The organism is Shimia sp. MIT1388, from assembly GCF_047124445.1.
In the GTDB taxonomy this organism is placed as follows: domain Bacteria; phylum Pseudomonadota; class Alphaproteobacteria; order Rhodobacterales; family Rhodobacteraceae; genus Shimia.
The window spans coordinates 4250283-4271605 of the sequence record NZ_CP138921.1 but is presented as its reverse complement, the minus strand read 5'-3'; the positions used below and the strand labels follow the sequence as shown (position 1 = coordinate 4271605).

The window sequence follows — 21323 nt, the reverse complement described above, 5'->3', positions numbered from 1 at the left end:
TAGACCGAGTCGGAAGCTGGATCAAGAAAATTTCGCGCGCCCTGCCCTGCGGTCACGCAAAAAGGCGACATGAAACCATGCCGCCTTGCAAAATCCCAATGGTGTCTCAGTGGTTTAAGGTGTCACCTCGCCGCGCGCGCCTCCAAGGCTGGATAGCGCATGGCCAAGGTTGCCCCCCGCGCCACAAAGCTGACCATCAAGGCCAACCAGAGCCCGTGATTGCCCCAAACCGGCACCAAAAGCGCCAACGCCGCGAAATAGATTACCGTCGAGAGCAGCATCATGTTGCGCATGTCTTTGGTTTGCGTGGCGCCAATGAAAACGCCATCCAACATAAAGGGCGCCACGCCCAGCAGTGGCGAAAGCACCACCCAGGGCAAATACACCCGCGCCAGCTCCCGCAAGGGTTCAGACGTTGTCATGAGGTCCACAATCCAACCTCCAGCGATCCAATAGACCGCTGCAATGAGAACAGCCCCCACAACAGCCCAGACTGACGCCATATAAGTTGCGCGACGGAGACCGGCACGATCCTTGCCCCCAAACGCCTGTCCCGCAAGGGTCTCCACCGCAAAAGCAAAGCCGTCCAGCGCATAGGCCGTGATATACAAGAACTGAAGCAGCACTTGATTGGCCGCCAAGGTGTCATCCCCAAAGTCAGCGCCAAGGAAGAGGAACGACATAAAGATCGCCTGCAACATCAAAGAGCGCAAAAGGATGTCGCCATTCACGGCCGCCATTTCGCGTAAAGCTGCCGGATCCAACACACGCATTTTCTCTTTCCACGCGGGTTTTTGAAAGACATCTCGACACAACCACACCGCCAAGATGCAGCCTGTGACCTCAGCAAAGACCGTGGCAATGGCCACGCCTTCCACGCCCCAACCCAGCCCCAGCACAAACCACAGGTCGAGCAGAATGTTGACACCGTTCATCCAAAGCTGAATGACCAACACCGCCTTGGTGCGCTCTTGCGCGATCAGCCAACCGGTCAGGCCGTAAATTGCAATGGCCGCAGGCGCGGACCAGATGCGGATTTGCAGATATTGGCGCGCAAGCGTTTCCACCTCGAGGGACGCCGGTGACAGCCAAAACGCGGCACGGAAAAACCACACCTGGCCAAGGATCAACAACAGCCCTGCCGCCACGCCGATCAGCACGGCTCGGGTCAGCATCGCAGCCACCTCGCCGTTACGCCCCTCCCCTTTGGCGCGCGCGGTAAGGCCCGTGGTGCCCATCCGCAAGAAACCAAAAATCCAGTAGAGGCCCGCGAGTATTACCGCGCCGATGCCGACGGCGCCAATGGGCGCGGCCTCCCCCATCTGCCCGACAACGCCTGTATCTACCGCGCCAAGGATCGGTACGGTAGCGTTGGACAAAACGATAGGCAGCGCGGTGTGCAGAATGCGCCGATGGGTGATGTCGCCGACTCCGCCAGCTTGCGGCGCATTAGTCATCCTTGGACGGCATCAGAAAATGGCCAGTGGCTTGCGCAAACAACACGTCGCGCTGATCCTGCCACGCTTCAACGTGCACTGAGGCATACCTGCGACCGGAACGGTTCACACGCGCCCGTGCATAGGCGTCACGTGGTAAGCCGGAACGCAGGTAGTCAACGGTAAAGTCAATGGTTTTGGGCAATCGTGGCAGATGGCCTTCGGTCAGGCTTTCCATGGAAATCTGACCACTTTCGATGTCATCCCAAAGCCCGGACCACGCCAGGCCAATGACAGCTGTGGTCTCGAGAAAGCCCGCCGTCACACCACCGTGAATGGCGGGCAATAGCGGGTTGCCAATCAGCTTGTCATCAAATGGCAAAATCGCGGTGAGCTCATCGCCGCGGCGTTCAAACTCGATGCCGAGGAAATTGATATAGGGCACGCCATGCACAAGCGCAGAAAGCGCAGCGTCGCGGCGCTGCTTAACAACCTGAACAGGTTCTGGACGGGGACGCGGCATGGTTACTTCCTCTGCACAGTAAAGGCGCCGGTGGCCGTGGCCACGGGGCGGCTGTCGTCATCATCAAAGGCCGTCGCCCGCACAAAGGCGACAGAGCGTGTGATGTGGTAGCACTCCGCTTTGGTCCGCACATTTTGGCCCGGCGTTGCTGCGCGCATATAGTCGATCCGCAGATCAATGGTCGCTGTGCCAGAGGGAGAAGACGGATGGCACATTGCCGCCGCGCCGCAACAGGTATCCATCAAGGCAGACACAGCGCCGCCATGCAAAACACCGGTTTCCGGGTCGCCCACAATCTTGCTGTCGTAGGGCAATTCCATCTCGGCTTTGCCAGCTCCGATGTCGGTCAGTCGCATGTTCAGCGCCTTGCAATGGGGAATCGCATTTATGAAATGCTCCGCCATTTTTGCCTTGTCCGGTTCCATGCCCGCCCTCCGATTGTAGTGGCCCATTTATGAGCGCCATTTGTCGCTAGCTTCAAGGGGGCGGTTGCTCTTGCTGCAGATGCAAACTAAGTTTCGCGGCTAAGGAGGCCCCGCAAATGTCTGATACTCGCCTGTCTTTTAAGGAAATGTGCGCACGATTCGACGTCACACCAAGGACGTTGCGTTACTATGAGTATATCGAGCTTTTGCAGCCGGAGCGTGAAGGGCGCAGTCGTTTTTTTGGCCCACGCGAGATCGCACGGATGACCCTGATCATGCGCGGGCGACGCTTTGGTATTAAGCTTGAAGACATCCGCCAATGGCTGTTGATCTACGAAAACGACGGAACCTCGGCGCAAATGCAGGCCTTTGTGGAAATGGCAGATCGTCAGATGGCGGAGCTGGAAGAACAGCGCCAGCAATTGGACGAAGCAATGCGCGAACTCAAAGAACTGCGGGATGAAACCGCTGGCTTCTTGACCAAAGCAAACTGAGCTCTCAAGCAATTTCAAACCCGTAAAGGCGCCCTGTGAGGCGCCTTTTGTTTTGCGACCGCAGCGCGGCGGGTGGTGCGCAAGAGTCCGCCTAAGTAGAAAAAATTGATCCTACGTCACTTCAAAATGTGACGTGACGTCTTACTTACGTTAACGTCAAGCTGTATAGTAACCCAGTTCCCGAAGCCCATTTTGTACCCACCTTCCGACAAGAAAGGACGCAATGATGAGCGAAGAAACGATGACCATTCGTGAGATGTGTGATGCCTATGACGTCACCCCTCGCACCCTGCGTTTTTACGAGTCCAAGGAACTTTTGTTCCCCATTCGCGAGGGCCAGAAGCGTTTGTTCACCAAACGTGACCGCGCCCGTCTCAAACTGATCCTGCGTGGCAAACGCTTTGGCTTTTCTCTCGAGGAAATCCGTCAGCTGCTCGACCTCTACGACATGGGCGACCAGCAAGCGACCCAGCTGCAACGCACCTATGAGGTGGCGCAACACCGCCTCAAGGACATGGAAGAGCAACGCGACGAGTTGAACGAAGCGATCGACGATCTGCGCGAACAGCTCAAATGGGGCGAACAATTCCTCGCCGACCTCGCAAACCAGAAAGACGCCGCGCAATAAGCGGCGACAGCCAAATTCCGTCTCGGATCATCCAAAAGGGAACCCCTTATGCCGACCTACACCGCGCCTGTAAAAGACCTGCAGTTTGTGCTGCATGATGTGCTGAACATCTCCACCTCTGACATTCCCGGCTATGACGAGCTGGACGCCGATTTCACCAACGCCGTGCTGGAGGAAGCCGGCAAGCTGACCAGCGAGGTTCTGGCGCCGCTGAACGTTGTAGGCGACCACGAAGGCTGTCGCTTGGAGAACGGCGTCGTTTACACACCTACCGGTTTCAAAGCAGCGTTTGAGCAGGTGAAAGAAGGCGGATGGCCCGGACTGGACATGCCGGAAGAATACGGTGGCCAGAACATGCCACAGGTGCTGGGCACCGCGGTGGGCGAGATGTTCTCTTCCTCCAACCAGGCCTTCACCATGTACCAGGGCCTAACCCACGGCGCGGCGGCGGCAATTCTCGCGCATGGCACAGATGAGCAGAAAAACAAATGGCTGCCCAAAATGGTCTCCTGTGAGTGGACCGGCACCATGAACCTGACCGAGCCACACTGCGGCACCGATCTGGGCTTGATGCGCACAAAGGCAGAGCCTCAGGACAACGGCACCTACAAAATCTCCGGCCAGAAGATCTTTATTTCTGCTGGTGACCATGACATGGCCGACAACATTGTGCATCTCGTACTGGCCAAAGTGCCGGGTGGCCCGGAAGGCATCAAAGGCGTGTCTCTCTTCATCGTGCCAAAGTTCATCGTCGACGACGAAGGCACCATCGGCGCGCGCAACGGCGTCTCCGTGGGCAACATCGAGAAAAAGATGGGCATCCACGGCAACTCGACCTGTGTGTTGAATTACGATGAAGCCGAAGGGTACCTGCTGGGCGATCTGAACAAAGGCATGCGCGCCATGTTCACCATGATGAACGAAGCCCGTCTGGGTGTTGGCATGCAGGGTCTGTCTGCAGCGGAAGTTGCCTATCAGAACGCCGTTGAATACGCCAAAGACCGCCTGCAAGGCCGTGCCGTCACCGGCGTTGAAAATCCTGATGGCCCAGCCGATCCACTGATCGTGCACCCGGATATCCGTCGCTCCCTGATGGATCAGAAATCCTTCACCGAAGCGGGCCGCGCGTTCATTCTGTGGGGCGCCAAGATGCTGGATGAATCCCACCGTAAAGGCGACAAAGACGCCGACGGTCTGGTCTCCCTGCTGACCCCGGTCATCAAGGGCTTCTTGACCGATGAAGGCTACGACATGACCGTCAAAGCCCAGCAGGTTTACGGCGGCCACGGTTACATCGAAGAGCACGGCATGAGCCAGTTCACTCGCGATGCGCGTATCGCGATGATCTACGAAGGCGCCAACGGTGTTCAGGCGCTGGACCTTGTGGGTCGGAAACTGGCGGCAGATGGCGGCAAGCACGTCATGGCGTTCTTTGAACTGGTGAAAACTTTCTGCAAGGAAAACGGCGAAGACGAAGCGCTGAAAGACTTTGTTGGCCCGCTCAAGCAAGCTTCCAAGGATCTTCAAGCTGCAGGCATGTATTTCATGCAGGCTGGCATGAAGAACCCGAACGATGCGCTGTCCGGCTCCAACGACTTTATGCACCTCTTCGGCCACGTCTGCCTCGGCCTGATGTGGGCGCAGATGGCCAAAGCTGCCAACGCAGCGCTGGCATCCGGTGCCGAGGACAAAGACTTCTACGAGACCAAGTTGACCACCGGCCGCTACTACATGGCGCGCCGTCTGCCAGCGACCGGCATGCACCTGGCACGTATCCAGTCCGGTGGCGACACCGTGATGGCGCTGGCCGCAGACCAGTTCTGATCCGGTTGGGCGGGGATCTCCCTGCCCTCCCCTCATTTTTCGGCGTCATAACGGAGGACAGATGCCCAAACGTTTTCGACTGACCCGCCGTTTCCCTGTTGCCATGACAGAGGATGGGTATCGCAAGCTCAGAAGTTTTGCGACGGAGGCAGGTCTAGACGAAGGTGAGGCACTGTCGTTTCTGTTCGAGAACTTCGACGCTGTGACAGACGAGGACCAACTGGCGCATCGCTTGCGCCAGTTCAACGCGACTTTGGATGACCGCAAACGGTGACTTAACCCGCGCAGACATTTGCCAAGAGGAGGACGGCATGACAATCAAACTCTACTGTTTTGGGGAAAGTGGCCATTCTTACAAGGCTGCTTTGGCATTGGAACTTTCCGGTCTCGCGTGGGAGCCGGTGAAAGTGGATTTCTTTGCCGGCGAAACCCGCTCCGACGAGTACCGCCAGAACGTCAACGAAATGGGCGAAGCCCCGGTGCTTGTGGATGGTGATTTTAGCCTGACACAGTCTTCGGTCATTCAGGACTACATTTCCGAGAAAACCGGTAAATTTTCTGGCCGTGACAACGACGAACGCCGCGAAATCCTGCGTTGGCAGTTCTGGGACAACCACAAGCTCAGCTCGTTTGCAGGCATGACCCGCTTCTTGATCAACTTCATGCCAGAAGACAAACAGCCCAAAGAAGTGATTGCCTTCAATCAAGGGCGCCTTAAAGGCGCTTATGACATTCTGAACAAACACCTTGAGGGGCTTGATTGGATTGTGGGCGACGGCCTGACCAACGCCGACCTGACCTGCTGTTCTTACCTCTACTACCCAGAGCCCTTTGGCTTTGACCGTGCCGAGTGGTCCAACATTGACCGCTGGCTGACCAATATTTCCGACACACCGGGGTGGAAACACCCCTACGACCTGATGCCCGGTTCCCCTGCGGACCGCGCCTGATCTCGCCTGATAATAGGAGACCACAATGACCGAAGCCTATATCTATGACGCCGTGCGCACGCCGCGTGGCAAAGGCCGCAAAGATGGCAGCCTGCACGAGGTGACCTCTGTTGCCCTGTCCAAAACTGTTCTGAACAGCCTGAAAGAGCGCAACGGCCTGGAAGGCCACGCCGTTGAAGACGTGATCTGGGGCAATGTGACTCAAGTGAAAGAGCAAGGCGGCTGCCTTGCCCGTACCGCCGTATTGGCGTCTGACCTGGATGAAATCATCCCGGGTCTGTCGATCAACCGCTTCTGCGCCTCTGGCATGGAAGCCGTAAACCTCGCGGCCAACCAGGTCAAAGGCGGCGCAGGCGAAGCGTATATCGCCGGTGGTGTCGAAATGATGGGCCGCGTGCCGATGGGCTCTGATGGTGCAGCCATCGCGGTGGACCCGTCTGTGGCCATGGACATGTATTTCGTCCCACAAGGCATTTCTGCCGACATCATCGCAACCGAATATGGTTTCACCCGTGATCAAGCAGATGAACTGGCGGTGGAATCTCAGCGCCGCGCCGCGCAGGCATGGGACGAAGGCCGATTCGACAAGTCCATCGTGGCTGTGAAAGACATCAACGGGCTGACCATTCTGGACAAAGACGAATACATGCGTCCGGGTACTGACATGCAGTCCCTCGGCGGCCTGAAGCCTGCGTTCAAGGAACAAGGCGAAGTGATGCCGGGCTTTGATAAGCTTGCGATCATGAAGTACCCGCATCTTGAGAAGATCAACCACATCCACCACGCCGGTAACTCCTCCGGTATCGTGGACGGCTCCGCCGGTGTGCTGATCGGCAACAAAGAGTTTGGTGAGAAATACGGCATCAAGCCACGGGCGGTGATCAAACAGACCTGCAAAATTGGTCTGGACCCAACCATCATGCTGACCGGTCCAGTGCCTGCCACCCAGAAAATCCTGAAAGACGCGGGTATGGCAATCAGCGACATCGACCTGTTCGAAGTCAACGAAGCCTTTGCTTCGGTTGTGATGCGCTTCCAGCAGGCGTTTGATGTTGATCCTGCGTTGGTCAACGTGAACGGCGGCTCGATCGCTATGGGTCACCCCTTAGGCGCGACCGGCGCGATCATCATCGGCACCTTGCTGGACGAGTTGGAGCGTCAGGACAAAGAAACCGGTCTGGCCACCCTCTGCATCGCGTCCGGCATGGGCGCGGCCACCATCATCGAACGCGTGTAACCGGCTGACATTAGGATAAGAGACATGACTGATTTCACAATGAAAGTCGGCGACAACGGTGTCGCCATCATCACCTGGGACGTGAAGTCCAAATCGATGAACGTACTGAGCCGCGAGGCCTTTGGCGACTTGGAAGCCTGCATTGACGAAGTGCTGGGCAACGACGACATCAAAGGCGCCGTGATCACCTCCGGCAAAGACACCTTTGCCGGTGGCATGGACCTGAACGTGCTTGGTTCCATCCGCGCAGACGCTGGTGACGAGCCTGCGCAAGCGCTGTTTGACTTCACTATGATGGGCCACAAGTTCCTGCGTAAAATCGAACGCGCGGGCATGGACCCAAAGACCAACAAAGGCGGTAAGCCGATTGCTTCCGCCCTGCCCGGCACGGCGCTTGGCATTGGTCTGGAACTGCCTCTGGCAACCCACCGTATCTTTGCGGCGGATAATCCAAAGGCCAAAATCGGCCTGCCGGAAATCATGGTTGGCATCTTCCCGGGCATGGGCGGCACAACCCGCTTCATCCGCATGATGGGGGCCATGGCGGCCTCGCCGTTCCTGCTGCAAGGCAAGATGGTAGATCCGAAGAAAGCCAAAGCCGCGGGTATCATCCATGAAGTGGTGGACGATCCAGTTGCCGCCGCAACCGAATGGGTGCTGAACGCCACCGACAAAGACATCCTGAAGCCTTGGGATGCCAAAGGCTACAAGATGCCAGGTGGCGAGCCTTATCATCCTGCCGGGTTCATGACCTACGCCGGTGCGTCGGCCATGGTGAACGGCAACACTTGGGGCGTGTACCCTGCGGCCAAGGCGCTTCTATCTGCGGCCTATGAAGGTGCACAGGTGCCGTTTGACACCGCGCTGAAGATCGAAGCGCGCTGGTTTGTGAACGTGCTTATGAACCCATCGTCTTCGGCGATGATCCAGTCCCTGTTCATCAACAAAGAAGCACTGGAAAAAGGTGCTAACCGTCCAGACGTTCCGGATCAGTCCGTCAAGAAAGTGGGCGTTCTGGGTGCAGGCATGATGGGTGCTGGCATCGCGCTGGTCTCTGCGCAGGCTGGCATGGATGTTGTGCTGATCGACACCACGCAGGAAGCGGCCGATCGCGGCAAAGCCTACTCTGAGACCTATCTCGACAAAGGCATCAAGCGCGGCAAGGTCACGGCGGAAAAGAAAGAGGCCATGTTGGGCCGGATCAACGCCACCACTGATCTGGACAACCTGTCTGACGTCGACCTGATCATCGAAGCAGTGTTCGAAGATGTGGGCGTGAAAGCCGAAATGACCAAAAAGGTTGAGGCGATCATTCCTGAGGACGCGATCTTTGCCTCCAACACCTCGACCCTGCCGATCACCGGCTTGGCGGAAGCTTCTGTACGCAAAGAGCAATTCATCGGCATCCACTTCTTCTCCCCAGTGGAGAAAATGGCGCTGGTGGAGATCATCAAAGGCCAGGAAACCGGTGATCGCGCGGTGGCCAAGGCGCTCGACTACGTGCGTCAGATCCGCAAGACGCCGATTGTGGTGAACGACGAGCGTTTCTTCTACGCCAACCGCTGTATCATCCCGTACATCAACGAAGGTGTGATGATGGCAGGTGAAGGTGTCGGCCGTCCACTTCTGGACCACGCAGCACAGCTGTTGGGCTTCCCTGTGGGTCCAATCCAGCTGGTGGACGAGACGTCTTTGGACCTCGGTGCGAAAATCGCCAAAGCCACCAAAGAAGCGATGGGTGATGCCTATCCTGCGTCTGTTGCGGATGACGTGACCTTCTGGATGGTCGAAGAGGGCCGTTTGGGCCGCAAGGCAAAAGCTGGCTTCTTTGACTATGACGAAAAAGGCAAGCGCGGCGATTACTGGACCGGCTTCAACGAGAAGTTCCCGCTTCTGGAAGAGCAGCCAGACCTGATCGAAGTCCAGCACCGTCTGATCTTTGCGCAGGTTCTGGAAGCCGTGCGCGCGCTGGAAGCCGGTGTGCTGGAGGACATCCGTGAAGGCGACGTGGGCGCCATTCTCGGCTGGGGCTTCATGCCGTGGTCCGGCGGCCCATTCAGCTGGCTCGACATCGTTGGCGCCGCCTGGGCTGCGGAACGCTGTGACCAGTTGGCAGAGAAGTTTGGCGACCGCTTCTCTTGCCCGCCACTGCTGCGCGAGATGGCGGACAAAGGCGAGACCTTCTACGGCCGCTTTGGTCCAAAGGCCAAGGCAGCAGCCTAAATGCAAAACGGGGGCTTCGGCCCCCGTTTTCTTTTGGGGTCAGCGTTCGTGTTTGGTGATCTTAAGACAATGGGTTATCTGCGCATCCGGTATAACTTTTTCACTAGAAAGCGCCCCATTTCCCCACTCATTCGAAAAAAGCGTGAGCGGATTGCTGCGAGGAAGGTCATCTCGCATCGCCTCCAGAGATGCGATCAACATCTCAATCTCTTCGCGTCCAAGAAACAGGTGCACGGTCTGCCCTTCTTCCTGGATGACTTCCGAATTCCGAATTTCAACTGAAAATGTCACGGGTTCCCCTCAATGCCGCTAGCATCGAGCAGCCAAACACAGTCACCTGCGTGCGACAAGGCCCTTTCAATGACTGCACTGCCTTCTCGGCGAGTTATCATTTAAGCGAGCTTTACGCTGCGGCCAGCATCATCTCCGGCTTTACAGACACATTCCTAACTGCACCGCTTTCCAGCATGGTCATGGCTGTCTGCACCGGCACCATGTTGTAGTTCGCCGCCCGCCCAAAACGAGGCCGCACACCGGCACGCACGCCCCAAATGCACTGCGAAAACAACAGCGCGCCGCCGTTGACAAAAACCATCTGATCTTCAGAAAATGCCGGCAGAACGGCCTGAAGCGGTGTAGCAGGTTCCACGCGGTAGGTCCCGTCCAGAACGTCCAAGGCAGCCCCAGGGATGACCGCGTAGGGATCGCCCCATTTGTCGCGCACTGAGGGGCTTTCTACGAGAACCCCTTCCCCCGGTTGGACCAATAGATCCCGCCTGTTTTCCAAAGCACCGGCAGGGACAAAGATCGGCCATAGCTGGCGTGGGGTCACGTGCTCATGGCTGAATATCGGGTCAGTCGCCAAAGCGGTAACCCGCTGAAATCCGGCATCAAATGTGAGCACCTCATCGCCGACATGCAGACTGTCCACAGCGGCCCAGCCGCCGGGCGTGACCACCCGGGTGCCTGCCACAAACCCACAGCCCGTGGTTGTGATTACCGGCCGCACATTGGATTGGCGGCGTCTGGCCGCCAAAGCCAAGCGGGCCTTGTCGCGAAGTGTTCCCACCGTTTGTACCATCGAAAATTCGGCCCCATCCAAATCGTCATGCAGGAGACCTGCGTCGCGTCGGACGCGCGTATCCCGCAGGCATGATTGTTTGGCGCGGGCCTCTACAATTCGTAAATAATTTCAGAAGGCTGTCCCGCATTTAGTTCAACTGCGAGAAGGCTCAAACTGAATGAAATTTGAAGCAGCTTTCGCTTGCTGGCCAGTTTGCACTATGTGGCACACTTCACGCCAAATCACACAATCAAGCCGCATGATTGTTTCAATGAAAGCTCCAAATGCGTGCGTATTATTACCGACTTCCCTTTTGAAACGACATCCACGAGAGTGCAGGCAAGATTTTTTGAGAGGGTTCGCCAATGGGTTGGATGTCTGATGAAACTGGTTTGGAAAAATGCGCAGCAAATTATGTGCCTTTGTCCCCGCTCTCGGGATTGAAACGGGCGGCCACAATCTTCCCGGACCGACTGGCCTTGGTCGATGGCGAGATTCGCCGCACTTATCGGGAGTACCACGCCCGCTGCAGCCAGTTGGCCAGCGGCCTTGTGGATTTGGGCGTCAAACCCGGCGATGTGGTTGCAGCGCTGCTGCCCAACACGCCAACCGCCTGTGAGGCGCATTTTGGTGTGCCCGCCTGCGGCGCTGTGCTGAACGCGATCAACATCCGCCTGGATGTCGCAACGGTCACTTACATCTTTGAACATGGCGAAGCCAAAGTGGTGCTGGTAGACAGCGCCTTCCTGGAGCTTGCCGAAGCGGCCTGCGCCGCGATGAGCACGCCCGCCCCTACGCTGATCGAGGTGGCGGCCCCGGAAGCCGGTCATCCGGCCTCCGGACGCCATCAGACCTATGAAGACCTGTTGGCCCAAGGCGACCCGGCGTTTGACTGGATCATGCCACAGGACGAGTGGGAGAGCATCGCGCTCAACTACACCTCCGGCACCACTGGCAAACCCAAAGGCGTAGTCTACCACCACCGTGGCGCCTATCTGAACGCCATGGGTCAAGTGCTGAGCTGGCGTATGACCTTGCATCCGGTCTACCTGACGATTGTGCCGCTGTTTCACTGCAACGGTTGGTGCCACACGTGGATGATGCCCATGGTGGGCGGCACCATTGTCTGTTGCCGCGACATCACCGCTCCCGCGGTTTTCAATGCCATTGCAGACGAGGGCGTGACTCACTTTGGCGGCGCCCCTATCGTGTTGAACATGCTGGTCAATGCACCGAAAGAGCAGCGCAGAGAGTTCGACCATGTGGTGGAAGTCTTCACCGCCGGCGCCCCCCCTGCCCCGGCCACATTGGCCAAAATCGAGCCGATGGGCTTTCACATCACGCAGGTCTATGGCTTGACCGAAGTTTATGGACCAGCCACAGAATGCCTGTGGGATGACACCCGCTGGGACGACCTCGAAGGCCATGACCGCGCGGCGATTAAAGCCCGCCAAGGCGTCGCCATGCCGTTTATGGACGACATCACGGTGATGGACGACCAGATGGCGCAGATCCCCATGGACGGGGCCGCAGATGGCGAAATCATGATCCGCGGCAATGCGGTTATGAAGGGCTATCTGAAGAATCCGGAAGCCACCAAAGCGGCCTTTGAGGGCGGCTACTTCCACTCCGGCGATATCGCGGTGCAGCATCCGGACAGCTATGTGCAAATCACCGACCGGGCCAAGGACATCATCATCTCCGGTGGCGAGAACATCAGTTCGGTCGAAGTGGAAGGCGTGTTGATGCATCACCCTGCGGTGAATCTGGCCGCTGTTGTGGCCAAGCCAGACGAGAAATGGGGCGAGGTGCCGTGTGCCTTTGTCGAATTGCTGGACGGGCAGACGGCGGAGGAGAAAGAGGTCATTTCCTTTGCGCGAGAACATCTTGCAGGATTTAAGACCCCAAAGAAAGTGGTGTTTGGCGAGTTGCCCAAAACCTCGACCGGTAAGATTCAGAAGTTTGCATTGCGCGAAAAAGCCAAAAGCCTCTGAGCGGTTAAAATAGTGAGGATGGGGGCGCTGCCCCCGTCCTGCCGTTGGCAGGCCTCCCCTGGGATATTTGAGGCCAAATGAAGCCACCGGCATAAGCCCGCGGGCACGGCGCTGCATCGCAAAAAAGTTGCGGCATTTGTTGAAACGCTCTGATAAGGTTGCCGCAACGACCAAAAATGGCGACGACATGAGCAGCACTCCAAAAATCGAAGATGACATGCGCGAGAAAATCATCTCGCAACCCGATGTAATTCTGGAAGACCGGGATCTGATGCGGGCGCTGATTGCCGCCAACGAAAAGACCATGGGCGGCAACATCGTGGACTTGCGCGGCATCGCCATGGAGCGGCTTGAGGCGCGTCTAGACCGGCTGGAAGACACCCATCGCAGCGTGATTGCCGCCGCCTATGACAATCTGGCAGGTACCAATCAGGTGCATCGCGCCATTCTGCGGATGCTCGATCCGGTGGAATTTGAAGGCTTCCTGCACGATTTGGGCGGTGAAGTGGCCGATATTTTGCGCGTCGATGCGGTGCGCTTGGTTCTGGAAACCGAGGCAGAGACCGAAGGTGACGCCAATATCGCGCGGTTGGGTGATGTTTTGTCGACGGCGACTCCTGGGTTTGTTGAAGAGTATTTGACCGGTGGACGCAATATACCACAGCGGCAGGTGACGTTGCGCCAAGTGCAGGGTGGGGGTTCGGTGGTCTATGGGGACGACGCCGATTGGATCCGCTCTGAGGCCTGCTTGAAGTTGGACCTTGGCACCGGCCGTTTGCCCGGTTTGTTGGTGATGGGTGCAGAAGACCCACATCAATTCACACCGCAGCAAGGCACTGATCTACTGGCGTTTTTTGCTGGGGTGTTTGAACGGGCGATGCGCCGTTGGCTGGCGTGAGCCGCCCATGATCAGCGGGGCGGCCAGTGATGCGGTAGAGCGATTTCTGGCCCATAAAGTGGCGTTGCACGGCGCATCTGACAACACGATTGCGGCCTATCAGCGAGATCTGATCGAGTTCCTGAGCTTTATGACCATGCACAAGGGCGGCCCGCAGGGGCTGGCGCCTTTGATGGAGATTGGCGTGCCGGACATGCGCAGCTGGATGGCGAGTGCGAGATCTGGCGGCATTGCGCCACGCTCACTGGCGCGTAAGCTCTCGTCCGTAAAGAGTTTTTACCGGTGGCTGGCCGAAAAGGAAGGCTGTGATCCTACGGCGGTTCTGGCCACACGCGCGCCGAAGTTTCAGGCCAAACTGCCCCGCCCGTTGAGCGAGGATGCCGCCAAAGATGTGATTGAAACGGTAGAATTCCAGTCACAGGAAGATTGGGTCGGCGCGCGTGATATCGCCGTGATTACAATGCTTTACGGCTGCGGCTTGCGGATTTCTGAGGCCTTGGGGCTGACCGGTGCGGATGTGCCTTTGCCCAATGCGCTGCGCATTGTTGGCAAAGGCGGCAAGGAGCGTGTGGTGCCGGTGATCGACGCGGCGCGCGATGCTGTGGCGCGATATATTCGCCTTTGTCCTCATGCACTTAGCGAAGATCTCCCGTTGTTTCGCGGGGTGCGCGGCGGGGCGCTTAATCCACGACAAGTTCAGAAGGTTATGCAGCAAACGCGGCAGCAGCTGGGCCTGCCTGCGAGCGCCACGCCGCACGCGATGCGGCACAGCTTCGCTACGCATTTGTTGAGCGCTGGCGGGGACTTACGCGCCATTCAGGAGCTCTTGGGCCATGCGTCCTTGTCAACGACGCAGGCCTACACCCAAGTCGATGCGGCGCGATTGATGGAAGTCTATAACAAGACCCATCCGAAGGCCTGAATTAACCCTTCGGTTTTGGCCCCAAAATCACGTCGGTATTCTGTCGGTATCACGACTGTTTTGCGGAGGTGCGTTTTGTTGCGCTCAAGGGTTAAGGCTGCGGGCGTTGCGTGACGCCCTCAGGTCTCATTAGCGCATGAATGGCCGCTTGTAGGTGTCATGCCGCAGCATGCGCCCGGCATTTGCATCCCGCCGGCGCCGATCGGGGACGCGCAGTTCAAGCCATGTCGCCTGCGGGTCAACCGTCAAGGCTCCCAGCAGATGCCCTTCGGCCTGAATGGCGGCCAGAAATCTCAGATGGTCGCGCGCCAACACTGCGTTCAGACGTGCATCGGTCCGTGTCTTTGGCGGAGCGATTTCCACAACATCTCCCGGACGGTAGAGCCGCAGGGTTGTGGTCTGATGTGCCGGAATTGGTAGGGTGGTGCTTTGCTGCAGCGAAATGGTCAGCGCCATCGTGGCATGCCCGCCCTGCATCAAGCCCCCACCGGGGTGCGCGGTGTACATCAGGAGCAACATCAGGTCGCCAAAAACCAAATCCTGCGCACTTGGGTTGTGGACCTCCGCCCAGAGCGTGCCGCCTGCGCCGTTCTTCTTTTGCCACAGCTTTAGGATTTCGACCTTCGGCACCTCTTGGGCCGACGCAGACGCCTGCCTGCTCGCGCCAGTTGGGGCAAACAAGCTGCTGAGAAACTGCCACAGGTCTTTGAGCATAGGATCTGGTCCCGCTGTCGTTTCCTTTCAAAGAACATGACGGGGAGCAGCGGGCAACATAAACAGAGGGTTATCGGCCTGTGGGGATCACCTCGTAACCGGGTTCCTCAGGCTCATCGTCGACCATCTCCGGCGGGAAGCCGGGCGCGAGAACAGACAGGCCTGTGGCCTCCTCCAGCCGTTTGATGATGTTGGGGCTCAACTCGCGTTCGCCAAAGCGGGCGATGGCGTCGTCAAACATCGAGATCATCAGCGGATTGAGTTCCAGCGGCACCCCTGCCCTGTCGGCGACGTCTTGGAACAGGCCGATGTCCTTTTTCACCAGATCCATGGTGAAAGATATGTCACGGGAGCCGTTCAAGATGACTTGGCTCTCAGTTTCGTGGCTGAAGGAATTGCCGGAGCTGATGCGGATCGCTTCATAAGCGGTGTTGAGATCCATGCCAGCCGCTTTGCAGGTGGTGAGCGCTTCGGCGGAGGCGACCAGATGCGCGGTGGCGAGGTAGTTGGTGACCACCTTCAGAACGGAAGCGGATCCAAGTGGGCCGGTGTGCAGGATGCGGCGGCCCATGGTGGTCAGAAGCGGCAGGATGCGCTCAAAAGTGGCGCGGTCACAGCCTGCGAAAATGGCGATGTTGCCAGTGTCGGCGCGGTGACAACCGCCGGACACCGGGCAATCCACCGCGGCGCCGCCGCGCTCGATGACCAGAGCGCCGAGGCGTTTGGCCTCGGCCTCATCGGTGGTGGACATCTCCATCCAGATTTTGCCCTCGTTGACCTCGGGCAGCATCACTTGCATCACCGCGTCAGAGGCCGCGGGGGACGGCAGGCAGGTGATGACCGCATCGCAGAGGCGCATCATTTCGGCGGGACCGGCCACGGGTTTGGCCCCTGCGGCGGCTTTCTCTGCCACCAGATCGGGGTTGAGGTCATGCACATAGAGGTCTTTGCCATTGCGCAGCAGGCTGCCAGACAGTTTGCCGCCGACGTTGCCCAATCCGATGAAGCCGATTTTCATGGCCAGTCTCCCTGTTGTTGGGGTCAGCCTGCGCAGGGAGTGCCCCGGTAGCAGGCCTGATACCGACAAGGAGAGGACGTTTTTAGCGTTTTAGCAGACGGCCCGGGGCGTTGGGGGCCAGTTTGGCACCGGAGAACTTGGCCATATGCCAGGCGAGCGCGAGGTTGCTGCCAAACACCGGCTTGTCGAGGTCGGCCTCCAGGCTGTCGATCACATTCAGCGTTTGCAGGTTGGTGCAGCTGAGGAAGACGGCATCGACGTCTTGATGCCCCACTCGCAAGGCAGCGGCTTTCACAGAAGCGGCATCGATGCGGGCGACATTTTCCTCCCCGGCCTCGCCAAAAGAGACCAGATGCGGCACGGCGATGCCTGCGGCCTCAAAGGCCTGTTTCACCGGCAAGGAGACGCTTTCGACATAGGGCGTGACCATGCCAAGGCGAGAGATGCCCAGCGCGTGGCAGGCGGCGATGGATGCCGTCAGCGGATCGGTCACTGCGGGCGTTTGGACGCCCTGTTTGACGAGACCAGCCACTTTGTCTGCGCCGATCATGGTGGTGCCGGAGGTACAGCCGTAACCAACCACGTCGAAGTTTGCGGCGGGTGGGAAAAGGGATGCACTGGCTGGCAGGGTTTTGGACATTTCCAGCAGCGTGTCTTGGCTGACTTCTGGGTCAGAGGGCACGCGGCTGGTGTAAATTGAGAGATCACGGGACGGGAACAGGCGGCGGAAGTCCTGTTCCAGCGTTTCGTCAAACTTGAGCACAATCAGGCCTAGGGTGGTTCGGCCGGACGCCGGGGTGCCAAGGGTGAAAGGGACGGTCTCCATGGGTGTTACCTCAGAATGGGCAGGGATGCGGGCGCGCGGGAGGACAAGAGCTCAGGGCCGGTGTCGCGCAGGACGATGTTTTCTTCGTGCACCTGAAACAGGCCGGGCGCGATCTCGACGCCCGGTTCCAGCGTGAGCACCATACCCGCGCGCAGCTCCGTGTGGTCATGCGGCGTGAAGCTGGGCCATTCCGTGAGCGTGATGCCCAGACCGTGGCCGAGGCGACCGCCGCCGGGGGTGGCGCCTTGCTTGGTCAGGCTATCGACAAACATGGCGTGCACATCGCTGGCTGTGTGGCCGGGCTTGAGCGTGTCGAGCACGTGGTCGGTCGCATGAAAGAGCTGTTCATAGGCGCGTTTGGCGGCGTCATCGGCGTGGGTGATGGCGTAGTTGCGGTCAAAGTCGCAGAAGTAGCCATCCCGCACCGCGCCGGTGTCGAGCATGAGGATGTCACCTGCGGTCAGGCGTTGGTCCGTCGCTGGAGAGATCACGTCGCCGTAGCCGCCGGGACCCGCCCCGCCTGCGGTGTAGCTAACCCAATCGGCGCCTTCCTCTAGCAGAGTGCGTTGAAAGTCGCGGAAGACCTCGGCGTGGGTGCGACCTTCAGCGGCAAAGTCTTGGATGCGTGCGAAGGTACGGTCGGCCACGGCGCAAGCGGCGCGGATTTTGGCGACCTCGGATTCGGATTTGATTTCGCGCGTGCGCTGCACCGTATTGGTGGCATCAACGAAGCGACGCGGGGCGAGGTTTTTTGTGAGCTGGTGGTAATCCGCAAGCGGCATGCGCAGGTGGGTTTCGAGGCCCATGGGCAGGCCGATGGTGCCGGTCTCCGGCACGATGCCAGCAAGGGTTTGGGAGAGCAAGCTGACGCCGTCGTCACCGGGAAAAGGCGCGTCCCAGGTGCGGATGTCGGTGAGCCAGGTTTTGGACATCAGGTCCGCACCGATGGAGGGGATCACGGCGATGGGATCGCCCTGCGCCGGGACAATGACAAACCACGGGCGGGCGGGGCTTTCCCAGAAACGGGTGAGGAAGCCGGTGGTGTAGAAGATGTCGACCTGTGAGGTCAGCAGGAGTGCTGTTTCGCCTGCGTCTGCCATGGCGGCTTGCAGGCGGGTGATGCGGGTGCGGAACTCCTCAAAGAGAAAGCCACGTTCAAGCATCTTCGGGTCCTTCGGAGACGAAGCACAACACGCGGGCGTCAGTCGGCAGATTGGGACGTTTCAGAAGCGCGGCGGCGACACCGGCTACGCCAGAGGGCGTGCTTGCGATACCGTGGGACTTGAGCCTATCCACCGTGCCCTGCGCCTCCTGCTCGGAGATGGTGACAAAGCTGTCCGCATCCATCGCCAATCCGTTGAGCGCCACCATGGAGGCGGTTTTGCAATCGAGCCGCCCCATGTCGGACACGGGTCCGGTGGTGTCGACCAATTGACCTGCGCGGATGGATTCAATGAGTGCGGGGGCGGCTTCGGGTTCGACCACGGTGATATCGGGCGCGTCACCCCAAGTGGCGCGGGCATAGGCGGCGACGGCGGCGGCGAGACCACCGACGCCCGCTTGCAGGAAGATATGCGTGGGAGGTACGGAGATTTGCGTGGCGGCCTCTGAGGCCATTTGCAAATAGCCTTCCATGACACGGTAGCCACTGTCCTCATAACCCTCCCATGTGCTGTCGGACAGCAGCGTCCAGCCGTTGGCTTTGGCGGCTTGCGCGGCTGCCTCCATGCTGGCCTCGTAGTCGTCACCGGCCCAGGCCACCGTGCCCCCCTGCGCTTCCAGTCGTTTGCCAAAGGCTTGCGGCACGGTGTGGGACAGATAGATCACGGCCTTGGCGCCAAAAATGCGCGCGCCAGCGGCGACGGACATGCCGTGGTTGCCCGCCGAGGCGGTGACATAGGTGCGGCCGGTCAAGGCGGTGGTCCAGTCGGTTGGGTCCGTGCGGGCCGCGTCATAGGCGATGGCGTAAGCGGCGCCGAGAGCTTTGAAAGAGCCAAGGCCCATGCGGGGGCGTTCGTCTTTGATGTGGAAGCTATGCACGCCCAAAGTGGCAGCGAGGTTCGGCATGTCGCGCAGGGGCGTTTCGGCGTGTGCGGGGCACAGGGCGAGCAGTTTGGCAATCGCTGTGGCGTCGCGGCTCGGGAGCGTTTCGGATTGGCGGGTCGGCAGGCCGATACCGCGATGAGGGTTTTTCAGGGCTTCAGTCATGGCTCGGATCGGCTTTCTAGGTAAGTTTTCAAACGAGACACCTCCCCTGCCCGCATGCGGCCGTCACGATGTTCAAACAGCGCACGGACCTCGGTGCCTTCAAACGCCAAATCGTCGCCAACGTAACCGCGATGGATCAGCCGATAGGATTTGGCGGACCACTCGGTAATCTCCATGCGGATGGTCAAGGCGTCGCCATCTTTAAGCGGACGGCGGTATTTGGCATGGGTTTCCATCAGGCCCAGTCCCACTGCGCCGAGGTGTTCACAGACAGCGGCATGGCCGCCGTATTGCTGCAAAAAGCGCTGAAACGTGCCGTCCATCCAACGGTAGATGTTGGGGTAGTAGACAATGCCCGCCGGATCACAGTCGCCAAAGACAACGTTGTGGTGGTTTTCGAAAGTAAAAGGCATGGCTTGGATCCGACTGAGATTGCTTTGACGGTCAGAGTGGGTGGGGTTGCGGGGAAAGGCAATGGGCTGTGCGGGGTTGACAGGAGAGGGTTCAGGCTCAAAGGCTAGCGTAAAGATCTGGGCAGATTGCTCAGAAACCTTCACAGGATGAGCAAATCTCCCTCAGTTTCCGCCAATGAGACACAAATGACCGCCAATCTGGACGACATCGACCGCCGCCTGCTCACCGCCATTCAGAAGAACAACCGGCTGACGGCGGATGAGTTGGGCGAGATTGCAGGCATCTCGCGCTCTGCGGTGCAACGACGGTTAAAGCGGTTTCGTGATGAAGGGATTGTGGAGGCGGACATTGCCGTGGTTTCTGCCAAGGCGGTGGGGCGGCCGATGACCTTTGTCGTGGAGGTCGAGATGGAGCGCGAGCGCACGGACCTGCTTGATGAATTCCGCCGCTCGATGCTGAAACTCGATGATGTGCAACAATGCTACTATGTCACGGGTCAGGCGGACTTTATTCTGGTGGTCACCGCCCCGGATATGACCGCCTATGAGGAGTTCAGCCGCCACGTGTTCAATGACAACCCGAACATTCGCCGGTTTCACAGCAATGTCGTGATTGATCGGGTGAAAGCCGGATTGCAGGTGCCGGTTTAGGCAGCAAGAAAAGGGACGGCGCGCGCCCCTTTGGGGATCAATAGCCAATCAAATTGGCTGGCACGACCTGCAGCACAACAAAGGCGCCGATGGCCGCAAGGGCGAAGAACGTGGCCGCGACTTTCAAGTCAGCACACCACGCGCGCCCCCGACAGTAGGTCTTGAGGTGTTTCATGCTTGGTCTCGCGTGTTGGGTACACAGCAGAGATGGTAGCGCTGACATGTGCTGCCTTCAGAATCTGCGCCAGAGATTATGGCGGCGCTGCCAAAGACGGGAAGCCACGCCAATCGAGCCGCATCGATGCGGCCTAAGGGGCGCTCTCAACGGTGTTGGGCACCGCGTAAATCACCAACGACGCCACGCCGTAAGCGATGCCGAGGAACATCGCGGCCAGCATGATGTTGCGACACAGATCGTGTTTCTCACAGAATTTTTGGAAGCGCCCCATGGTTGGTCCTAGTGCCAAGGTCCTGTTTGCCGTCAGGCCCTCCCCAAAGGCGCACAACTCACAAACCAGACAAGTTACGAGGGTAACGTGCCGGTTTTAAGTGGAAAGCGACATGGGAATGGGGGGGAGGTGATCCCCAGAACCGGAAGTTGTGGGGGTGGATGAGGAGATCGCGTGCGTGGCGGTTAGAGCGCTGTGCGTTGTTTTTGAACGGGGCTGCTAAAGGGGGTCCAGCAAGGTCAGCGGGCGCTCGGTGAGGCTCACCAGCTTCGGGCGCCCCAGCTTACGCGCCTTGCGCACGGTTTTGAGACGGTGCGGGTCGATGGTGAGCGTGGTTGTAGGCGGGTGTCCTGATGGGGGGGGATGGAAAGTCAGGCTTTTCCAAACTCCGCCGAAGTTAGGTCACGTGACGGAACTAGCAAGCGAG

Annotated in this window: 24 protein-coding genes; 11 read left to right on the top strand and 13 right to left on the bottom strand. The window is 58.9% G+C overall.

The window, feature by feature from the left end:
* Positions 1-122: 122 nt before the first annotated feature.
* From SIB92_RS20840 to SIB92_RS20830, 3 genes are read right to left on the bottom strand one after another with little or no spacing between them, the layout of a single operon-like run.
* Positions 123-1457 carry an MATE family efflux transporter gene (locus SIB92_RS20840; RefSeq protein ID WP_412553810.1) on the bottom strand — a complete coding sequence of 445 codons (1335 nt, stop codon included), beginning with the start codon at positions 1455-1457 and terminating at the stop codon, positions 123-125.
* Positions 1450-1959, bottom strand: a complete 510-nt coding sequence (locus SIB92_RS20835) for a PaaI family thioesterase (RefSeq protein ID WP_412553809.1) — start codon at positions 1957-1959, stop codon at positions 1450-1452. Before SIB92_RS20835 ends, SIB92_RS20840 begins: the two co-directional genes overlap by 8 nt.
* Before the next feature lie 2 nt (positions 1960-1961).
* Positions 1962-2384, bottom strand: a complete 423-nt coding sequence (locus SIB92_RS20830; protein WP_294117329.1) for a PaaI family thioesterase — start codon at positions 2382-2384, stop codon at positions 1962-1964.
* 116 nt (positions 2385-2500) lie between these two features.
* On the opposite strand from SIB92_RS20830, the gene SIB92_RS20825 reads away from it, so the two are divergent.
* The 7 genes from SIB92_RS20825 (at position 2501) to SIB92_RS20795 (ending at position 9740) form a co-directional block, all read left to right on the top strand.
* Positions 2501-2878, top strand: a complete 378-nt coding sequence (locus tag SIB92_RS20825; protein ID WP_294117328.1) for a MerR family transcriptional regulator — start codon at positions 2501-2503, stop codon at positions 2876-2878.
* A gap of 226 nt (positions 2879-3104) precedes the next feature.
* Positions 3105-3506 carry a MerR family transcriptional regulator gene (locus SIB92_RS20820; protein ID WP_294117327.1) on the top strand — a complete coding sequence of 134 codons (402 nt, stop codon included), beginning with the start codon at positions 3105-3107 and terminating at the stop codon, positions 3504-3506.
* A gap of 48 nt (positions 3507-3554) precedes the next feature.
* Positions 3555-5330, top strand: a complete 1776-nt coding sequence (locus SIB92_RS20815; protein WP_412553808.1) for an acyl-CoA dehydrogenase C-terminal domain-containing protein — start codon at positions 3555-3557, stop codon at positions 5328-5330.
* Positions 5331-5391: 61 nt separating this feature from the next.
* On the top strand, positions 5392-5604 hold the full coding sequence (locus tag SIB92_RS20810; RefSeq protein ID WP_412553807.1) for a hypothetical protein: 213 nt from the start codon (positions 5392-5394) through the stop codon (positions 5602-5604).
* A 37-nt stretch (positions 5605-5641) separates the two neighbouring features.
* A complete protein-coding gene (locus SIB92_RS20805) occupies positions 5642-6280 on the top strand; it encodes a glutathione S-transferase family protein (protein ID WP_412553806.1) in 639 nt (212 codons plus the stop codon).
* A 25-nt stretch (positions 6281-6305) separates the two neighbouring features.
* Positions 6306-7517: an acetyl-CoA C-acetyltransferase gene (locus SIB92_RS20800; protein ID WP_412553805.1), complete on the top strand. Its 1212-nt coding sequence runs from the start codon at positions 6306-6308 to the stop codon at positions 7515-7517.
* A gap of 24 nt (positions 7518-7541) precedes the next feature.
* Positions 7542-9740 carry a 3-hydroxyacyl-CoA dehydrogenase NAD-binding domain-containing protein gene (locus SIB92_RS20795; RefSeq protein ID WP_412553804.1) on the top strand — a complete coding sequence of 733 codons (2199 nt, stop codon included), beginning with the start codon at positions 7542-7544 and terminating at the stop codon, positions 9738-9740.
* Positions 9741-9779: 39 nt separating this feature from the next.
* On the opposite strand, the gene SIB92_RS20790 is transcribed toward SIB92_RS20795, so the two are convergent.
* Together SIB92_RS20790 and SIB92_RS20785 are read right to left on the bottom strand one after the other, a co-directional pair.
* Positions 9780-10031 (bottom strand): hypothetical protein, encoded by a 252-nt coding sequence (locus SIB92_RS20790; protein WP_412553803.1) that lies wholly within the window; start codon positions 10029-10031, stop codon positions 9780-9782.
* Positions 10032-10143: 112 nt separating this feature from the next.
* The gene (locus SIB92_RS20785) at positions 10144-10821 is read right to left on the bottom strand and encodes a Hint domain-containing protein (protein ID WP_412553802.1); all 678 of its coding nucleotides are present in this window, start codon (positions 10819-10821) and stop codon (positions 10144-10146) included.
* A 347-nt stretch (positions 10822-11168) separates the two neighbouring features.
* Between SIB92_RS20785 and SIB92_RS20780 the strand changes: the two genes are divergently transcribed.
* The 3 genes from SIB92_RS20780 (at position 11169) to SIB92_RS20770 (ending at position 14617) form a co-directional block, all read left to right on the top strand.
* The gene (locus SIB92_RS20780; RefSeq protein ID WP_412553801.1) at positions 11169-12797 is read left to right on the top strand and encodes an AMP-binding protein; all 1629 of its coding nucleotides are present in this window, start codon (positions 11169-11171) and stop codon (positions 12795-12797) included.
* A gap of 187 nt (positions 12798-12984) precedes the next feature.
* Positions 12985-13695, top strand: a complete 711-nt coding sequence (locus SIB92_RS20775) for a DUF484 family protein (RefSeq protein WP_412553800.1) — start codon at positions 12985-12987, stop codon at positions 13693-13695.
* A gap of 7 nt (positions 13696-13702) precedes the next feature.
* Entirely contained in the window at positions 13703-14617 is a 915-nt protein-coding gene (locus SIB92_RS20770) for a tyrosine recombinase XerC (protein WP_412553799.1), read from the top strand.
* Between the two features lie 129 nt (positions 14618-14746).
* Here the strand turns inward: SIB92_RS20770 and SIB92_RS20765 are convergent, their stop codons facing one another.
* From SIB92_RS20765 to SIB92_RS20740, 6 genes are all read right to left on the bottom strand, one after another.
* Positions 14747-15331, bottom strand: coding sequence for a hypothetical protein (locus SIB92_RS20765; RefSeq protein ID WP_412553798.1), 585 nt, complete (start codon positions 15329-15331; stop codon positions 14747-14749).
* A 70-nt stretch (positions 15332-15401) separates the two neighbouring features.
* Positions 15402-16349, bottom strand: a complete 948-nt coding sequence (locus tag SIB92_RS20760) for an NAD(P)-dependent oxidoreductase (protein ID WP_412553797.1) — start codon at positions 16347-16349, stop codon at positions 15402-15404.
* A gap of 82 nt (positions 16350-16431) precedes the next feature.
* Entirely contained in the window at positions 16432-17175 is a 744-nt protein-coding gene (locus SIB92_RS20755; RefSeq protein ID WP_412553796.1) for an Asp/Glu racemase, read from the bottom strand.
* Positions 17176-17180: 5 nt separating this feature from the next.
* Positions 17181-18338 (bottom strand): M24 family metallopeptidase, encoded by a 1158-nt coding sequence (locus tag SIB92_RS20750; protein WP_412553795.1) that lies wholly within the window; start codon positions 18336-18338, stop codon positions 17181-17183.
* Positions 18331-19383: a pyridoxal-phosphate dependent enzyme gene (locus tag SIB92_RS20745; protein ID WP_412553794.1), complete on the bottom strand. Its 1053-nt coding sequence runs from the start codon at positions 19381-19383 to the stop codon at positions 18331-18333. Before SIB92_RS20745 ends, SIB92_RS20750 begins: the two co-directional genes overlap by 8 nt.
* Complete coding sequence (locus tag SIB92_RS20740; RefSeq protein WP_412553793.1) at positions 19380-19796, bottom strand: acyl-CoA thioesterase; 417 nt, start codon at positions 19794-19796, stop codon at positions 19380-19382. The genes SIB92_RS20745 and SIB92_RS20740 overlap by 4 nt, the downstream gene beginning before the upstream one ends.
* Positions 19797-19982: 186 nt before the next feature.
* Between SIB92_RS20740 and SIB92_RS20735 the strand changes: the two genes are divergently transcribed.
* Positions 19983-20447, top strand: coding sequence for an Lrp/AsnC family transcriptional regulator (locus SIB92_RS20735; protein WP_412553792.1), 465 nt, complete (start codon positions 19983-19985; stop codon positions 20445-20447).
* Between the two features lie 37 nt (positions 20448-20484).
* On the opposite strand, the gene SIB92_RS20730 is transcribed toward SIB92_RS20735, so the two are convergent.
* Both SIB92_RS20730 and SIB92_RS20725 read right to left on the bottom strand, forming a co-directional pair.
* On the bottom strand, positions 20485-20622 hold the full coding sequence (locus SIB92_RS20730; protein WP_412553791.1) for a hypothetical protein: 138 nt from the start codon (positions 20620-20622) through the stop codon (positions 20485-20487).
* A gap of 133 nt (positions 20623-20755) precedes the next feature.
* The gene (locus tag SIB92_RS20725) at positions 20756-20896 is read right to left on the bottom strand and encodes a hypothetical protein (RefSeq protein WP_412553790.1); all 141 of its coding nucleotides are present in this window, start codon (positions 20894-20896) and stop codon (positions 20756-20758) included.
* Between the last annotated feature and the right edge of the window lie 427 nt (positions 20897-21323).

Coding starts and splice junctions, on each gene's coding strand:
- SIB92_RS20840 (WP_412553810.1), bottom strand. CDS start 1,457: ATGACTAATGCGCCGCAAGCTGGCGGAGTCGGCGACATCACCCATCGG.
- SIB92_RS20835 (WP_412553809.1), bottom strand. CDS start 1,959: ATGCCGCGTCCCCGTCCAGAACCTGTTCAGGTTGTTAAGCAGCGCCGC.
- SIB92_RS20830 (WP_294117329.1), bottom strand. CDS start 2,384: ATGGAACCGGACAAGGCAAAAATGGCGGAGCATTTCATAAATGCGATT.
- SIB92_RS20825 (WP_294117328.1), top strand. CDS start 2,501: ATGTCTGATACTCGCCTGTCTTTTAAGGAAATGTGCGCACGATTCGAC.
- SIB92_RS20820 (WP_294117327.1), top strand. CDS start 3,105: ATGAGCGAAGAAACGATGACCATTCGTGAGATGTGTGATGCCTATGAC.
- SIB92_RS20815 (WP_412553808.1), top strand. CDS start 3,555: ATGCCGACCTACACCGCGCCTGTAAAAGACCTGCAGTTTGTGCTGCAT.
- SIB92_RS20810 (WP_412553807.1), top strand. CDS start 5,392: ATGCCCAAACGTTTTCGACTGACCCGCCGTTTCCCTGTTGCCATGACA.
- SIB92_RS20805 (WP_412553806.1), top strand. CDS start 5,642: ATGACAATCAAACTCTACTGTTTTGGGGAAAGTGGCCATTCTTACAAG.
- SIB92_RS20800 (WP_412553805.1), top strand. CDS start 6,306: ATGACCGAAGCCTATATCTATGACGCCGTGCGCACGCCGCGTGGCAAA.
- SIB92_RS20795 (WP_412553804.1), top strand. CDS start 7,542: ATGACTGATTTCACAATGAAAGTCGGCGACAACGGTGTCGCCATCATC.
- SIB92_RS20785 (WP_412553802.1), bottom strand. CDS start 10,821: ATGGTACAAACGGTGGGAACACTTCGCGACAAGGCCCGCTTGGCTTTG.
- SIB92_RS20780 (WP_412553801.1), top strand. CDS start 11,169: ATGGGTTGGATGTCTGATGAAACTGGTTTGGAAAAATGCGCAGCAAAT.
- SIB92_RS20775 (WP_412553800.1), top strand. CDS start 12,985: ATGAGCAGCACTCCAAAAATCGAAGATGACATGCGCGAGAAAATCATC.
- SIB92_RS20770 (WP_412553799.1), top strand. CDS start 13,703: ATGATCAGCGGGGCGGCCAGTGATGCGGTAGAGCGATTTCTGGCCCAT.
- SIB92_RS20765 (WP_412553798.1), bottom strand. CDS start 15,331: ATGCTCAAAGACCTGTGGCAGTTTCTCAGCAGCTTGTTTGCCCCAACT.
- SIB92_RS20760 (WP_412553797.1), bottom strand. CDS start 16,349: ATGAAAATCGGCTTCATCGGATTGGGCAACGTCGGCGGCAAACTGTCT.
- SIB92_RS20755 (WP_412553796.1), bottom strand. CDS start 17,175: ATGGAGACCGTCCCTTTCACCCTTGGCACCCCGGCGTCCGGCCGAACC.
- SIB92_RS20750 (WP_412553795.1), bottom strand. CDS start 18,338: ATGCTTGAACGTGGCTTTCTCTTTGAGGAGTTCCGCACCCGCATCACC.
- SIB92_RS20745 (WP_412553794.1), bottom strand. CDS start 19,383: ATGACTGAAGCCCTGAAAAACCCTCATCGCGGTATCGGCCTGCCGACC.
- SIB92_RS20740 (WP_412553793.1), bottom strand. CDS start 19,796: ATGCCTTTTACTTTCGAAAACCACCACAACGTTGTCTTTGGCGACTGT.
- SIB92_RS20735 (WP_412553792.1), top strand. CDS start 19,983: ATGACCGCCAATCTGGACGACATCGACCGCCGCCTGCTCACCGCCATT.
- SIB92_RS20730 (WP_412553791.1), bottom strand. CDS start 20,622: ATGAAACACCTCAAGACCTACTGTCGGGGGCGCGCGTGGTGTGCTGAC.
- SIB92_RS20725 (WP_412553790.1), bottom strand. CDS start 20,896: ATGGGGCGCTTCCAAAAATTCTGTGAGAAACACGATCTGTGTCGCAAC.